This window comes from Paenibacillus sepulcri (genome assembly GCF_042647105.1).
GTDB lineage: Bacteria > Bacillota > Bacilli > Paenibacillales > Paenibacillaceae > Paenibacillus_Z > Paenibacillus_Z sepulcri.
This window is the reverse complement of sequence record NZ_JBHRUP010000001.1, coordinates 7,567,127-7,583,492: the sequence shown is the minus strand read 5'-3', so window position 1 is coordinate 7,583,492 and position 16,366 is coordinate 7,567,127. Positions and strand designations below refer to the sequence as shown.

The 16,366-nt window shown below is 52.5% G+C and carries 11 protein-coding genes; 2 read left to right on the top strand and 9 right to left on the bottom strand.

Going from position 1 to position 16,366, the window contains the following annotated elements; genetic code table 11:
• Positions 1-212: 212 nt before the first annotated feature.
• The 6 genes from ACFOLF_RS32920 to ACFOLF_RS32895 all read right to left on the bottom strand — a co-directional run bounded on the left by ACFOLF_RS32920 (position 213) and on the right by ACFOLF_RS32895 (position 9,818).
• On the bottom strand, positions 213-3,260 hold the full coding sequence (locus tag ACFOLF_RS32920) for an efflux RND transporter permease subunit (protein ID WP_210043977.1): 3,048 nt from the start codon (positions 3,258-3,260) through the stop codon (positions 213-215).
• A 153-nt stretch (positions 3,261-3,413) separates the two neighbouring features.
• Positions 3,414-4,151 (bottom strand): hypothetical protein, encoded by a 738-nt coding sequence (locus tag ACFOLF_RS32915; RefSeq protein WP_210043978.1) that lies wholly within the window; start codon positions 4,149-4,151, stop codon positions 3,414-3,416.
• 293 nt (positions 4,152-4,444) lie between these two features.
• The gene (locus ACFOLF_RS32910; RefSeq protein WP_210043979.1) at positions 4,445-5,677 is read right to left on the bottom strand and encodes a Ger(x)C family spore germination protein; all 1,233 of its coding nucleotides are present in this window, start codon (positions 5,675-5,677) and stop codon (positions 4,445-4,447) included.
• A gap of 534 nt (positions 5,678-6,211) precedes the next feature.
• Complete coding sequence (locus tag ACFOLF_RS32905; RefSeq protein ID WP_210043980.1) at positions 6,212-7,591, bottom strand: sensor histidine kinase; 1,380 nt, start codon at positions 7,589-7,591, stop codon at positions 6,212-6,214.
• Complete coding sequence (locus ACFOLF_RS32900) at positions 7,584-8,267, bottom strand: response regulator transcription factor (RefSeq protein WP_210043981.1); 684 nt, start codon at positions 8,265-8,267, stop codon at positions 7,584-7,586. Before ACFOLF_RS32900 ends, ACFOLF_RS32905 begins: the two co-directional genes overlap by 8 nt.
• 201 nt (positions 8,268-8,468) lie before the next feature.
• On the bottom strand, positions 8,469-9,818 hold the full coding sequence (locus ACFOLF_RS32895) for a PDZ domain-containing protein (RefSeq protein ID WP_210043982.1): 1,350 nt from the start codon (positions 9,816-9,818) through the stop codon (positions 8,469-8,471).
• Between the two features lie 235 nt (positions 9,819-10,053).
• On the opposite strand from ACFOLF_RS32895, the gene ACFOLF_RS32890 reads away from it, so the two are divergent.
• Positions 10,054-10,563, top strand: a complete 510-nt coding sequence (locus tag ACFOLF_RS32890; RefSeq protein ID WP_210043983.1) for a Crp/Fnr family transcriptional regulator — start codon at positions 10,054-10,056, stop codon at positions 10,561-10,563.
• Here ACFOLF_RS32890 and hmpA read toward each other — a convergent pair.
• From hmpA to ACFOLF_RS32875, 3 genes are all read right to left on the bottom strand, one after another.
• Positions 10,560-11,816 (bottom strand): NO-inducible flavohemoprotein, encoded by a 1,257-nt coding sequence (hmpA, locus tag ACFOLF_RS32885; protein ID WP_210043984.1) that lies wholly within the window; start codon positions 11,814-11,816, stop codon positions 10,560-10,562. The genes ACFOLF_RS32890 and hmpA overlap by 4 nt on opposite strands.
• 108 nt (positions 11,817-11,924) lie before the next feature.
• Positions 11,925-12,794, bottom strand: a complete 870-nt coding sequence (locus ACFOLF_RS32880) for an NAD-dependent epimerase/dehydratase family protein (protein ID WP_210043985.1) — start codon at positions 12,792-12,794, stop codon at positions 11,925-11,927.
• A 2-nt stretch (positions 12,795-12,796) separates the two neighbouring features.
• Positions 12,797-15,187, bottom strand: a complete 2,391-nt coding sequence (locus ACFOLF_RS32875) for a glycosyl hydrolase family 95 catalytic domain-containing protein (protein ID WP_210043986.1) — start codon at positions 15,185-15,187, stop codon at positions 12,797-12,799.
• 230 nt (positions 15,188-15,417) lie between these two features.
• Here ACFOLF_RS32875 and ACFOLF_RS32870 point away from each other — a divergent pair, with 230 nt between their 5' ends.
• Positions 15,418-16,290: an AraC family transcriptional regulator gene (locus ACFOLF_RS32870; RefSeq protein WP_210043987.1), complete on the top strand. Its 873-nt coding sequence runs from the start codon at positions 15,418-15,420 to the stop codon at positions 16,288-16,290.
• Positions 16,291-16,366 lie beyond the last annotated feature (76 nt).

The window sequence follows — 16,366 nt, the reverse complement described above, 5'->3', positions numbered from 1 at the left end:
CCACTGACATGAATTCGCAGTAAGCAGGAACGGCTAAAGCCGTCCCCAGGCTGCTCAAGAAGATGTCTTCCCCTTCAGAAAGATCTGCAAGGTCATTTACAAAAAAGACGCTCCCATCCCCACCGACAAGGTGGTTTTGGAAGCGTCTTTGCATGTTTATCAGGACAGAAGCGCTCACTGTTACTCTTTTGAAGCTGCCCCCTTATAATGGTCTAGAATGTTTCCACTTCCTTGACTTTCCGCTTCTTCCAGGCTAATTCATAAATAACCGGAAGAACGATCAGCGTAAGCAATGTCGAGGTGAACAATCCGCCTATGACTGTAACGGCCAGACCGCCTGAAATCAGGCTGGTCGTCGATCCGGACAGCGCGAGCGGAACCAGGGCAAGCATCGTCGCCAGCGCCGTCATCAGAATCGGGCGAAGGCGCGTTTTGGATGCCTCCACTATCGATTCGGTTATCGGCATGCCGGATTTGCGGTTTTTCTCCACCCGGTCAAGCAAAACGACCGCATTGGTGACGACAATTCCGACGAGCATGAGCATTCCGATCATGGCGCTCATCGTCAATGCCTGACCGGTTACGAGCAGCGCGGTCAGCGATCCGACCGGGATGAATACGAGAGAGGATAATATAATCAGCGGCGTAACCAGCCCGCCGAATGTCATGCTCATGACGAGGAAAACAAGCCCAATAGCCACGGCCATCGCAATTCCGATGCTCACGAAGCCTTCCTGGATCATCTGCTGCCCGCCGCCGATACTCACCTCCACGCCTGCCGGAAACGACATGCTGTGGATCGCCGTTTCGACTTGATTCGTAACGCTTGAAACATTATCCGGGTTCTTGACCGTGCCGCTGATCTGCGCGGCCATCTTGCCGTCATCATGATTGACCTTAACCCAGGCATTCTGCTCGGTGATGTCGGCAACGTCTTTGAGGTTCTTCATTCCGCTTGACGTCATGATCGGGATGTTCTCCAATTCCTCCCTGGATGTGATCTGCTGCCGATAAGACAGCATAATCTCCCGGGCTTCATTATCAATGGTATACATGCCTGCATCAAGCGGGCGCAGCTGTTCGCTTGCAAGCTGCATGACCATGAGCGGATTTACATTCGCGTCAATCCCCTGCCGGTTGAGCGTGAGCACCCATTTTGGCGTCACTTCGTTCATATTATTCGTAACGTCCTTCAGGTCGCTGTTCTGCTTCATGAGATCGCCAATCTGCAGGGCTGATTTCGCGAGCAGATCCGGATCGTCGGCATACACACTCACATCAATCGTATTGCCAGTAGGAGGTCCTTGCTGCTCTCCTGCCTTCACATTGATCGTTGAACCCGCTTCCTCTGCCGCCACAATAGCCGGCAGCTCGGCATTAATACGATCGACGATCATATCCATATCCGTTTCTTTCACGAACTGTGCGGTTATGGTTGCCTTGTTTCTGGCTCCTGAAGACTGGAGCGGATTGCCCGATGAGCTGCCGATGGACGTATCATAGCGCTCCACCCCGTCCATGTTTTTCACATAATCCTCCACTTTGCCGCTGACTTGATCGGTACGGGCAAGACTGCTCTTCGTCGGCAAAGTAAGCTCGATGGAAGCCGTCGGGGTTGAGCCCGCCGGCAGAAAAGCCACGCCGAGAAGCGGAATAAGACTAAGCGACCCGACCAGCAGCAGTACGGACAAGCTGATGACGATGCCTTTGCGTTTAAGCGAGCTGCGAATGATTTTCTCGAAGCTGTCCGCAAGCTTTCCGCCCTGCTTGTGAGGCTTGATGTTCTTGAAAAACGCCGCTCCCAATATGGGAATAAGCATCATGGCAACGAGCAGCGAAGTGAGAATGGAGATAACGACCGCCAGGGAGAACGGCCGGAAGAACTCCCCGATAATTCCGCTGACAAAAGCGAGCGGCGCAAATACGACAACCATCGCGACCGTGGACGAAGAGACGGCGCTGATGACTTCCCGTGTAGCCTGGTAAGCAAGCTCCTTGCCTTTGAGCTGCTCCCCTTTTTCCTGCCGCCAGCGGAAGATATTTTCGATCACGACTATGCTGTCATCCACAATTCGACCGACCGAAATTGCGATACCGCCAAGCGTCATGATATTGAGCGTATATCCCATTTGATTCATGATGGCAATCGTTGCAAAAATTGATATCGGCAGTGAAAGAATCGAGATAATCGTAGCTCTCACGTTCCGCAGGAAAAGGAAGATAATAATGACGCAGAACAAGGTGCCGAACAAGCCTTCGTTGATCAGCCCGGATACCGACTCTTTGATATCTTCGCCTTGATCCTGGATAACGTGAACATTCAGCTCTCCCTTATCCTGATATGTGCCCAGAACCTCCTTAACCTCATCCGAGACATCCGCCGTGTTCGCGTCCTGGTTCTTGACGACCTCCAGGACAAAACTCGGTTCGCCGTTAAAACGGGTAATCTCAGCATGGGTCGATACGGTTTTAATTTCGGCTATGTCCGACAGCAGGGTAACGCCTGGCGCCGCGCCGCCGGCACCCGTGACCAGCCTCAACGACTTGATCTGGTCGAGGGAGCTGACTTTGCCGTTGAGACGAATCGGAATCGCCGTCTCCTCCTGCTGGATCGTTCCGAGCGGAAGCGCATAGTCGAGCGATTGCAGGGCGCTCTGGATGGCGCTTAAGGTGATGCCCCGCTGGGCAGCTTTTGATTTATCGACGGTGATATTTAGTTGTTCGGAGCCTGTTCCCTTCAGATTGACGGAGCTGACTCCGTCGAGCTTTTGCAGCTGGGGTACAATCTCGCTCTGCAGCTTCTCGGACAGGGCCTGCGATTGTGCGCCTTCGGTGAACACGGCCGCCTGATAGATCGGCTGCGCCCCGGCCGACAGGCGCTGGACCGTTAATGCCGCCTTATCCGGCAGCTTCACCTTGCTAAGCGCTGATTCAATTTCCCCGGACAGCTTGTCCATATCCGAGCCAAACGGGAATTGAATCACGATGCTGGCGGCATTTTCCGATGAAGTGCTGGTGATGGAATCGTAGCCCTTGATGTTTTTCAAGCTGTCTTCCACCGGATTCGTAACACCGGACTCTATTTCTTCTGTGGATACGCCGGGCTGAACAACCTGCACAAACACGGCCGGAAACTCCAGATCCGGAAACGTCTGCTGTTTGATCTGTGTGGCAGAATACAAACCATAGCCTAATACAAGTATGCAAAGAATGACGACGGCAACGCTATTTTTCAAACTGATCCTCGTTAATCCACTCACTTTTTTCTCTCTCCCTCCGTAACTGAATTCAGTATATAACCTGAATTTGTACTCCCTGTGTACGGAGAGAACATTTATTGACCAGTCTTATTGTTAACCACCTCATTAATATGCCTATCGTGATCTACTGCGGATAAGCGGCGGCGCAACCGGTTATCCGGCCTGACCAAAGAAGTAAAAGAAGCCGATCAGCGCGGCAGAAAGGGCGATCCCACACGACAAGGCAGTGGCCGAAGGTTTGGGACCGTCTCGCAGTACCTTGACGCCGAAAGGCAACAACGCGGCGCACAACCCGATTGTTGCGACGACGGACAATGCGGTACTGCCCTTCAGCACGCCCAGCGGAAGAGAAGACATAAGGGCTAAGCCAATGCATTGGTAAATTGTTAATGCGCGGGATAAATAGGAGCCAATCGCAAGGACAATCCATCCTAACATAACGGCCAAATTAAACGTCTTAAAAATATGGAACGCGCTGTAGGAATCCGCGATGACTTGGGTCGCGGCATCCGCACTTTGCTGGCGAACAAGTTGGAAAGCCAGATGGTCGACGCCGGCGTGAAAGGTGCGAGTGAATAAACCGAAGACCGAGAACGTCGCTCCCCAGAACGCCCAATGCGGTCTGCGGCCGGCGATTCTTTTGGCCAGCAGAATGACCGCCGGCAACATCAACACATTGCCGGCGGCAAACGCGTTGTATGAAGCTGTCAATAAAGCCGGATAATCCTGAAACGCCGCCAGTTGATCCGGGAAGAAAAAGTGGAAACGATAGCGGAGAGCGACTCCGGTCAGCATAAGCAGCGGACCAAAAATTAGCGCCGCTCCACCAAGCCATCGACCCGGAAAATCATAGTTTTTTTTTAAGTTTTGCTCTTGGGTTGTGTCGGACATTCTGATCTTCTCCTCTTTCTTTTTGGGATATGCCATAATTATAGGAATCCGGCGGGACTGATGATACCCGTCACGGCTTACATTATGCCGCCGAAAGCTTACGATTTTGTCACTTAAGCACCTACTCATTAAGTCAGAACAAAAAAAGCTTCCTGCTGGATGAAATCCAAACGGAAGCGGAAGTAATTATTTGATTGAGAACCTAGCTGGATTTCGGGCTCACGCGCACCCGCATTTCTTCAAAGTCCCAGAGGCACACTGATTAATGATTAGTCCTGCTGATTCAAGTTTATTCAGCTTGCCTTCATCCCGACCCTCCGAATATGTACTTCACACTGGATATCAACGGACAATGTTCTGAATACCTCCGTCCATTTCTCATCCGTCCGTATATTGCGATTCCAGTAGCCCGGCATCTTCGCCCGAAACTGTTCGCCAAAGCCGAATATATCCGATCCTGCGAGCTGCAAATTTTTAATTAATTCATTGTAGCCCTTCACTCCCATATCAGCGGATGTTTTGGCAAGCTCCTCCAGGTTTTCCTCTTTGTCGATTCTGAATTTTTCATTAGGATTTTCCTCTATGTTTTCTTCCAGGCTCACATGCACCCGCACCTGCGGCTTTCCATTCTTCATTGACACCTGCGTCGTTGTTTTCCGCCGCATAATTCTGATCATAACCATTTCGTTACTTCCCGGATGTCTTGGAATAAAGGCAGTGTATCCCCCTTGTTTCTTGCCTGTTACCGCCATATAAAACCCGATTTCAAGCTGTTTGGTCTTTCCAACCATTTTATCCTTTATAAAATAGGCAAGGCCCGCGATTTCAATGCTTCCTTCCTTATTCATATTGAGTAACGGAAGGATCGGTTCTACCCCTTTGCTTGTACTCTTACTCCAGAACATCCCGATAAATTCTTCGGGGTATTTCCCCATCTCGACAGCATGATCAAACATAGCGAGCAGATAAAGTCCAGGAACCCTTTCCAGTTGGGGCGAGGCCCTCACAAGCTTTTCCGCCCTGCCTTTAGAGACACTAAGCCAGGCAAGTCTTCGGACTTCTGTATTTCGTCTTAAATAATCATTTAAATCCTCAAGTCCTTTACGAGCGACCTTCTCGGAGACGATAATGACACGAAGATGCCCAAGGAACAACTTATCCGCCAACTGCTGCTGCATCACACTGATGGCATCATCCAAGGTATGCCCGCATGCCGATAGAACCCAGACCGGCGATGAACCGCCTCCCCCTCCTTCATTGCTGGGACCCAGAGGAATACGCCCTGGCACGGCAATCTGCGCGGTAATCTGATAGCCTATTCCCGCTGGTTCGGGAAAGGAATTCTTCACACTCGTTACCTCCGACTCCTCCTCCAAGCCACTTGGGGTCGCAGCATCAACAGCAATTGCAAGAACAACAGCCCGTTCTTCAATTTCCAGACGGTCCCAACAGCCTGTTAGCAACGGACATAAAATGCATGCAAGCAGAATGCATAAAATCAAGCGAATTGATATGGTCTTGAACATTGCCACACTCCAGATAAACGTTTTATTTTTAAAGGGGCTTATCTATAATCCATATTCTTCCCGTGATATTTACTGTTATGTATTAATGTCGGGCAGCGAGCTGAAAAATAAGAAGACCAGCTGCAATTAAATGAAGACACTAAACCCTATATAAAAAAAATAACCCCGCCAGCCACAGGGCCAGCGGGGTCTTCATTTTTTTATTCCCGTACAGGCCGTCCCGCCGCAGCTCGAATACTTACGAACGTTATTCCCTCGATCAGGCTGAACGTCTCTCACGAGGGAAATCCGCCCCGTAGCTTTTGACATCCCGGTAAAAATTAGCAGCCACATCTTCTGGGCTGTTATTTTCCGGTCTGGCGTAATGGTAATATCCCACTTTCAGGCTTGCACTGACCGCTGCCGCCGGTTTGTGGCCGCAAATGTAAAATCAATGCCAGCTTGCCTTCTGTCGCCTTAATAAATCCCCCTGAACACCTGCCGCTTTGACTTTCTGCCAGTTGATCGATCCTTGATTACGGAGAGAAAGAGAAATTATTTTCTTCCTTTATGGAAGAGAGGCAGGGTAACAGTAATGGTCGTTCCCTGACCAATCCGGCTCTTCACGTCAATTTCTCCCTGATGGAGATCGACGATCCGCTTGACGATGGACAAGCCGATGCCGCTGCCCGGAATGGTGCGGTCTCTGGATTTGTCCGCTTTATAGAACGGCTTGAATATATGGTGGATCTCATCTTCCGGAATTCCATGGCCATCGTCCGTCAAGGATACCTCTATGGCATTGTTGTCCCTCTTGGCTTTAATCCAGATGCCGCCTCGTTCCTCTGTAAATTTGATGCTGTTGCCAATAAGATTGCTCCACAGCTGATTAAGCTTGTCCTGATCCCCTTCGATAAGAATTTCATCCAATTCGAGCTCAAAGTTTAATCTTTTGGACGACCACTGCGGTTCGTAAGCAATAACGACATTGCGAATTTGTTCATCCAGGCGGTACTCGCTCCGGTTTAATTGGAGATGCTCGAATTCCAGCGCGTTTAATTGAAGCAGGTTCTCACTTAATCGGGACAAGCGGTTGCTTTCCTCTTCTATGATGCGTAGCAGCCGCATACGGCTGGATTCATCCATCTGTTTATGCTGGAGCGCCTGGGTAAATCCGATTATGGATGTTAAGGGCGATTGAATTTCGTGTGAGACATCCGATATGAACTGCCGCCTGATGTTGTCCAGCATCCCCAGTTCAAGCGCCATCTGGTTAAAGCTTGCGGTTAATTGGCCAATTTCATCCTTACGTCTGGTGGTCAGCCGGATACTGAAATCGCCTTTTGCCATTCTTCGTGTTGCTTTGGTCAAATGCTGGATCGGCTGGACGATATAACGGGCGGAGATCACAATGAAAACAATACCGAACAGCAGGACAATGAACAGCTGTTTTTTCAGAAATCCGCTAATTAAATCGATGGCGCTCCCGAATTCCGACGCCGCGAATAACGCATAGGGCTTATCATTAATGCTGAAAGGCAGACCCACCATCATATCCTGGAAACCGTGTCCTTCAAGATCGCGATAAACACCGCCGTTTAATACGATATTAATCTGGTCCGCGCTGACTTCCATCGGCCTGTCCGTTGATTCGCCTTCATTTCTGTCTTCAAGCGGTCTGCCGTCGGGATCAAAAACGCGAATGGAATAGTTGGGCAGCGACATCATGCCTTTCATCAAGGCATCCACATTGTCGGGATTGGATTGCTGGTACGACTGAACGATTGCTTTGACATTAATGACCACATTATCCTGTATATAATTCCTGAGCTGATCGCCGTAGAGCCTCCCGTTGATGATAAATCCGAATATCATGCTGATGATCATAGTCGCGAGGAACGTAATGATCAGCCGGATATAGAGGTATTTAATCACGGTATACCTCCAGACGGTACCCCAACCCGCGGAGCGTCACAATGCGGAAGTCTTTCTCGAATGCGGAGAACCGGTCCCGAAGACGTTTGATATGCGTATCGACGGTCCGCTCGTCGCCTTCATAGCCGTATCCCCAAATATTCCGGATCAGCGCGTCCCGCGTATACAGCTTGCCGGGATGGCTTGCCAGCATGATGAGCAGCTCAAATTCCTTGCGCGGAATCGATTCGCCTTCACCGGTATCTTTATAACGGATCTCGTAATTGGTTTTGTCCAGTGTCACATTACCGAGCTTGATGGTTTGCGAAATGGAGATCCGGTATCGTTTCAGCAAAGCTTTTACCCGCATGACGAGCTCCATCGGCTCAAAAGGCTTGACCAGATAATCGTCTGTGCCAAGCTGGAAGCCTTTGATCCGGTCCAGAGGCTCACCCTTGGCTGTAATCATCAGAATGGGCTTGTCCCCCGCCTCCCTCAGCCTCCGGCATAATTCCCATCCGTTCATCCGCGGCATCATGACATCAAGCACGATCAAATCTACGGTATGTTTGGTGTAATAGTGCCATGCCTCTTCCCCGTTGGCCTGCTCAATGATATCTATTCCTTCATCCTCCAGATATAAGCGGACCAATTCGCGTATATGCTTCTCATCATCCACCACCATAACCGTCGTCATGACAAATCCCCCTTGAACCTTCAGTATCTCCATTATACGTCTTGAATTTGTACATAGTTTGAACAGACGATGCAAGCAAGGCGGTACGAACAAGGAGAAACAGCTTCGCGAGTCCTCCGGCGGCCAAGCATGGCAATAAAAAAGCAGTCCAAATCCGAAAAAAAGATTTAGATTGCTTATAAGCTTGAAGCATGAGTGATTTTATGCCCTTGGATGTGATTTCAGCCAATTCAGGATCTCATCCAGGCTGTGAACAGGCACAATATTCAGGTCCGGCGCGCCTTTGCGCGCATCCTGCTCCTGACCGGCAGGCACGAAGAAGACGTCGGCGTCCGTCTGGTCGACAGCGTATGCCTTCTGTTCAATTCCACCAATAGGCCCGACCGCACCTGCCGCGTCGAGCGTGCCCGTACCCGCTACCCGATTGCCGTAGGTCACACCGCCGGGCGTGAGCTGATTGATCAGCGTAAGGGCCAGAATCGCGCCATGCGAAGGACCTCCCTGGTAAACCAGGTAAGAGCGAAAATCAACTTTCTTCGGCAGATCGGCCTGAACCCGGTCCTCTACCTGAATGCCGAATACCGCCCGCTTCGGATCGTCTGCACTGGCCATCGTCTTCACGGCTGCATCCGTGGTATTCCCGTCCCGCTTGAGCTTCACGGCCACCTCTGCGCCCGGGTTCACTTCCCCCATACGGGCAGTCAGCTCCGCCGCGGACCGAACCGGATGTCCATCGATCGCCAGCAGCTGATCGCCAGGCTTGAGCTGCCCTTCGGCCGGACTCTCCGGCATCACTTGTGCAATCTGGACACCGGTCGGAATGATGCCCCGTCCAATTCCAAGCTTCCGGAACGCCACCGCGCTGCTAATCTGGTTTGCATCGGCCCGCTGGTCATTTGCCGCCCGCTGCATTTCGCCAAGCGAGATGCTCGTATCCCTTTTCCCGATCTGAATATGGGGAAGCAGGGCTGCGTACAGCCAATCGATTGGAAAAGCCGGGCGGTCAATGACCAGAACACCCTCGATGGAGCCTTGGGGCACACCGCCCTCCACATGGGCGTAACGGTTCATATTCAATGTAAAACCGGGCGAAGTAATCCCGTAAGGCGTTGGCCAGAACAACCCTGCCGCGATTATTACAAAGGTAACCAGCAAAGCTGTGATCCGCCGCAGCCATCGAACACCGCGGCGCTTCTCCGTGACGATAATATCGAGCATAGTCAGCAGCAGGGTAATCAGAATGATCAGCAGCGCGGCTGCCAAATGGTTCGGAATCTGAAAGATGGCAATTCCCGAGGCTATACTGCCGGCTGCGATCAGGAATCTGAGCGCCAGCTGCCACAGATGCCCGCGGCGTTCAGCGGCAATGCCGGCCGCAGCGCCAAGCAGCCAAAGCAGGGGAATCAGCGCCAGCAGGTTGACCAGCCATTCGATCCGGTCAATCCAATAGATATCTCCCGAGCGGATCGGGTCCCCCAGCCAAATCAATTCACCGATAACGGATATGATGGCGGCAAGGCCGTATCCGGCGATGTACAAGCGCTTTCCCATCTTCACCATACTCCCCCTTCTATCCATTAAATGTATCATGATCGGAGCTGACATACTAATACCCCGGATGATTTCAGCCAAAACGCGGCGGGTTGAGGAATCGATGCTGTGCCTGTCCGCTTCAGGAGTCATTCAATAGTTTGGTTATTTTCGTCCATATGTACTAGTATAGAAAGAAAAACGCCCGGCGCAATCAAGCGCTGAGCGTTCTGTTATGAGGAAGGTGAGCACTGGCATGCTGCTTCACAAAGGGGAAACCCTTTTTCGCCAAGGAGAGACCGGGCCGCTTTATCATGTAAGGAAAGGCCTGCTCAAAATTATCCGCATTCACGAGGACGGCAGCCCGATCCTCATGAATATTATTGTAGCCGATGAAATGATCCCGCATCATTCCTTAATTACACACAAGCAGTATCATGGAACAGCAATCGCGCTGGTCACCTGTGAAATCGACGTCATTCCGTCCCGGGACTGGTATGATACCCTGGAGCAAAATCCTCAAAAATGCCTGGATATCGCGCTGCTCCTGCAGAACAAGCTCCGGATGATGCAGCAGCGGATCGACCAATTGACCCAAACCTCCTCTGCCGAAAAACTGCGCAGCCTTCAGCAATGGTTTGAACTTTATATTGGCCCGGCGGCTTTGGAGGATGTCCTCACCCAGGACGAAATCGGCCAATTGATTGGACTCCGCCGGGAAACGGTCAACCGCCTGCTGCGGGCGCAAGCTGCTGGCGGCCGTTAAGAACTGACTGCGGATTGAGGCTCTTGCTCATCTGTTTCCTCCAGGCTTCCGGAAGGTCCAAAAAACTCATAATGCCTGTCATCGGCCCCCACCCCGCAGGCGGTCAACGCCTGGTTCACCACCTTCATGAACGGCTGCGGACCGCAGAAGTAAAAGCCCGCATCCATCGTAGGAATAACGGATTTCAGCCAGGGCAGGTCGATAGCGCCTTCACGGTGATAGTCCTGCGATTCCCTGTCCCGCTCCGTCGGCTGGCGATAGCAATAGTGAACCGTCAGCTGAGGATGACGGCGGGCGAGCTCCGAGACATGCTCCTTCATGGCATGAACGTCCCCGTTCAATGCGGCATGGATGAACGTGACCTGACGCTGCGGATCATGGTGCACCAAGGTATTGAGCATGCTGATCAACGGCGTCAGCCCAACGCCCCCGCTGATGAGCACCACAGGGCGCCGGTCCTCGCGGTCCAGTGTAAAATCCCCGGCTGGGGCCGACAGCCACAGCACATCCCCTTCCTGGAACGACTGATGCAGCATCACGGAAACCTTACCTGCTGGCCTATCCTTATTGGCATCCTCACGCTTTACGGAGATCCGGTAATAGGGTTTCCCCGGCGCATCGGACAGGCTGAATTGGCGAATATGCGTAAACCCGTCTTCCTGGACATCCGTCTTGATGCTGACATACTGCCCGGGCTCAAAAGCTGCAATGGCACCCCCGTCCCGGGGTACCAGATATAATGAGGTGATGACTTCGCTCTCTTTCACCTTGCTTTCCACTACGAAGGGTCTGAACCCCTCCCAGCCTCCAACCTGCGCCTTCGTCTCTTCAACCATCGCTTGTTCCACTCCGATGAAGGCGTCCGCAATCATGCCGTAGGCTTCCGACCAGGCTTGCAAAATTTCATCCGTCGCAGCAGCTCCAAGCACCTCCTTGATCGCCGCCAGCAAATATTTCCCCACGACCGGGTAATGCTCCGGCTGTACGCCAAGGCTGCGGTGCTTGTGCGAAATTTGTCTGACCGCCGGGAGAATGTTCTCCAGATGGTCAATATGAAGCGCTGCGGCATACACCGCATTGGCAAGCGCCGCCTGCTGTTTCCCCTTTTTCTGGTTCGCGTGGTTGAAGATATTCAGCAGCTCCGGATGGTTCAGAAATAATAATTGATAAAACCGGGTCGTAATTGCCGTTCCATGGACTTCCAATACCGGTACCGTCGACTTGATTATGGCTATGCTCTCATTGCTCAGCATCTTGCATTCTCCTCACTTGATTGGGCTGATCTTTCTAAACCCATTATAGGCAGCAAGCGAGGGATGCCCTGTGATCGAGATCACATCAAAAGTCAACGATCTGTGACATTACAGGATGCTGTTATCTTCAATGGCCCGTGTCAGCTTCACCGGAGAGAAGCCAAACTCTTGCTTCATCCGGCGCATATCATACAAGGGCAAATATTTGCCATCCGGCTCCCTGTACGCGGAAAGATCAAAATCCGCCGCATGATCCCCAAGCAGCGCCTCCAGCATCTCAATCGATGAGACGGTTGATCCGCTGTCGGGACCAACAAAATTGCAATTCAGCACCCTGTCTGCAGGCGGCGCCTCCACGATGCGGACAAGCCCCTCCACAATATCGCTGGCAAAGACCCGTCCAAGCAGCACATACGGAGCATTCAGCCTGGTATCCGTTCCGATCACGGGAGGAGTCCAGCTCTCGTCAGGCACGACTGAGCCAAAACGCAGGTTGATGAACTCGCTCACCGGCGTGATCCGGTGGAAATACCGGGTCACCTCTTCCACCATAGCTTTGCTCAGTCCGTAGGCATCCTTGGCCAGGCACGGGTGATCATCAGGTATCGGAAGCTGTTGGGGAATAAAACCGGCGTCCAGACATCCCACCGCTGCAATCGAGCTTGCTGTTATAAATCTCCGGCAGCCTTGACCGATCAGATACCGGTACAATCTTCTTGTGCCCTGCACATTGACGGCCAGGCCATCCTCTTCGGAGCAGCCCCCGGTCACGGCGGCCAGATGAATAACGGCATCGATCTGCTCGCCGTCCAGCTTTTGCAAATCCTCCGGATTATCGAAGGAGCCCTGCACGAATTCCATGGAAGCCGGCTCCTCAATCGGACTTCGGGCCATTCCCAGAACCGTGTGCGTTCCGGCCAGCCTTCGGGCCAGTCTCTCGCCGATAAATCCGCTTACGCCTGTAATCAAAATTTTCATCTTCATGCTCCCCTTGAATCAGATTGGCTGTGTTTCACGATGCGGATGGTCTCGCCTGCCGTTGTCGGAAGCTCGCCGATTTCACCGCTCATGCGCTTCTCGCCGAAGGAACCGGTGCAGAATGCCCCTTCCGGCCAAGGAATGTGAAAGGTCAATGTGGAGCCGGCTTCGCTGATGATCTCCACAGCCTGCACTTCGCCTGCCTCAACAGACGCGCTCACCAGGAAACCGCCAACGGCCCGGAGCGTATGAAACTCCGCCCTCTTGTCCTTGGGCCAGTTCGGGAACAAACGCAGCTCGCCGTTATAGCTTTGCAGCAGGCATTCATTAATGACCGCCGGTAGGGCAAAATTCTCAAACCAGATTCCCATTCCCGACATAAAATCAAAGTTGGTTGTAGCGGCGTAGCGCCCCCCGGTCATCAGCACCCGGTCGGTGCAGGTGCCGTTCGGCAGCAGGCAGTAATGAATTTGCCGCTTGAACCGTTCCAGATCGAGGATACCAAGCCTGGCTCCGGCAAAATTATAGAATACAAGCTCATTCCCGCCTTCGTTGCGGTGATTCAGGAAGGAGTTGACGGCAATTTGATACGCTTCAGGATCGGAATGCAGCCCATGCTCTTCCCCGGGAAATACCGTCGTGATCGGATTCGGAACATTATAGACCACCTCGGCATCCTCGCCTGTTACGGAGACGAATACGGTCCCCCTGGAGGATTCGGCTGTCGGATAGTCCGGGAAGTTCGCCAGAATGTCCTTCACATCGTGCAGCAAGGCAGTCTCGGCTTCCTCTTCGCCAAGAACGCCGCAGGCCCGGACAAAGGCATGGAACAGAAACTTCGTCAAAGTCAGGTCCACGAGACAGTCGCTGTTCTTGGCAAATCCGGGCGACAGCTCATACAGCTCCGGTACCACAGTAGGGAAAATGTGATAGTTGTCATCCCCCCAGCGCCCGCCCCGGGCTTCGGGCCGTTTCATATAATCAACCATGAACAAGGCCGCTTCCTTAATCGGAACAAAAGCCCGCTCGCGCAGGAAGGTCTCGTCCATGGAATACAGGTAATGCCACCAGAGGCTTTGCACCGTCCATGGCGTTTCACAGATCTCCCATCCCCAGTGGGGCACGGGATAAGGCATCATCGTCATGTCAACCGGATAGGCGGAGTGCGGATAATAAGCGCCGCGCAAGCCGTAATATTCCTGCGCCCATTTGCGGCTGACCGGCAGCACATGATCAACCATATCGACATAAGGCAGATGCTTGTCCAGATGGTTGCTGGAGAAAGCCAGCCAGAACGGCTGCTGCGTATTATAGTTCATATGATAATCGCCATGCCAGGCGGAGCCGATCGAGCTGAAGCTCCAGTTGGCGAACAACCCCGGACAGGTCACGCCCTCTTTTACCGAACAATTGAAGAAATACAGATTCCAATACCAGGTGCGCTCCAGCAGTTCATCCTCCAGCGCAACCGCGGAACGGCTCCAATAATCTCTCCAGCTTTCCTCCGTGCCGGATTCGGCGTCGTTCCAGGCATCCTGACCGGGGGGCAGCTTGTCTGAAACAGCAGCGATTTCGGAATTCAACCCTTCCCACAGCTCGACACATGCGGAGAAGCCGTTTTTCGTGTCCAGCTTCAGCGATAGCGGCTGATCCTTGGAGGAAGCAGCGAAACCGCCGGATGTCCTGACTGCCAGCCGGAACGCTTTGTCTTTAACATGTCCTCCGTAATCAGCGCCAGGCTTCTCCACATAAGGCAGATGCTGCGTAAAGGCAACAGTGCAAGCATCTCCGTCCACGAAGGAAGCCGCTTTGGGGAATTCCTTCGGCGTCTCGGGATCCGGAATGAGCGTCAACGCGTGGAACAACGGAATCTCTCTTCCCGTTGCCGTATCTGCCGTTCGCAGCCAGAGGCGGTCATGCTCCTGCTCCACGAATAACTCCAGCTGCGCGGGATTTCCGCCGACCAGAAAATCAATCCTGCACCGCCCATTGGAAATATCAAGGGTATGTCCGAGCACCTCGGTTTCGCGCCGGTCGAACTGGAGCAGCAGCGAGCCGCAGGGCATGGGTCTCGGATAGGATTTCCGGTAATTTTCTCCGGTCATTTCACAGTATTCCCGGTACCAGGAATCCTCTGTCAGCGAGGACAAATGGTCCGGAATGTCCTTAAGCCTGTTGTATACGTCCTGGAAGGTGCCGATCTCATCGGCGTGATCCTCCGCTATACGGATATCCCATACATTATTATGCCCGAAGTGGATCATGACGGCATCGGGCCGGGTGGTAACCACTACGCCAAGTCCGCCGTTCCCGAGCAGCGCTCCTTCGAAGAAATCCGGTGCGGGACCGGTGAACGTAATGGGATGCTTCCTGGCTTGTTCAAATGGCTTCATCTAAGCATCTGCCTTTCTTAACTGGATATAAATTTGTCTTAAAGCGCTGTCATGGATTTGTTCCCCAGTCCACGATTACCGGTAAGCTTGCAATCTGTACTCCATCTACGATAGTCTTGCAGTACAGTATTTAATCTATCTGAACTGCAGAACAATGTATTTAGCAGCCGGTCATTTAATTGCACAATAGTCAGATCAATTCAGATTTTCAACCATCTGGGGGCAGCCGCATGAATTTTTCCGCATTCCATCCGTATGTCTATTATGCATCCCGCTATCCGTTCTCCAGGGGCCAGTCCAGCGCTCCCCGGATCTGCTATTCCAGCTCCATTTATTTGGTCAGCGAGGGCTCTGGCGTTCTGCTGACAGGAGGAGAAGCCTACCAGGCCGGACCGGGATCGCTGATGTATGTGCCTGCCGGGCAGCCGCATGAGTGGGTAGCGGATTCCATCGATCCGATGGTGCATGTCTGCTGTTATTTTGACTGGAGTTATGTGGAGAGAAGAGCTCTTTCCGATTGGTCCACACCCATCTGCTACAACCCGGAAGAGCTGCAGACGGCTTTCATTGGCCCGGACTTCCCTTTTCCAATTCCCGTTGCCGCTGCCGTGGACTCCCTCCGCCCGTGGATCGATCTGTTCCAGAGCTTCTACAAGTCCGGTGATTACACCAGCGATCGGACCTTCATGAGGAGCTTGACGACACAGCGGAATTTCCAAAGCTTCATTGATTATTTCCTGCAGCATATGCTGAAGGACAGCCATATCCCGGACCCCAGAATCAGCCATATGCTGGATCGAATGGAAAGAGATCTGCTCAGCGTTCCGCCGAAGCCGCTGGAGCAGTATTACAGCAGCTTGAATATGAGCCGGGGGCATTTCTTCGAGCTATTCAAGCAGGCGACCGGATATTCCCCCGTCCAGTATATGAACGGGTTCCGGATCGGCCGGGCCATGGAGGATTTGCTCCGTACCTCGTTAACCATTACGGAAATCGCCGACAAGTATCATTTCAGCTCCGTACATTACTTCTCACGGTTGTTTCACAAGCAAACCGGACAATCTCCGCGGGAATTCCGTGCAGCGGGCAAGCTGAATAAATGAGAATCAGCCTCTCCCGCTGCGCCATAACAAAGACCGCATGCGGATACCAGGCATGCGGTCAGATACAGGGATAGAG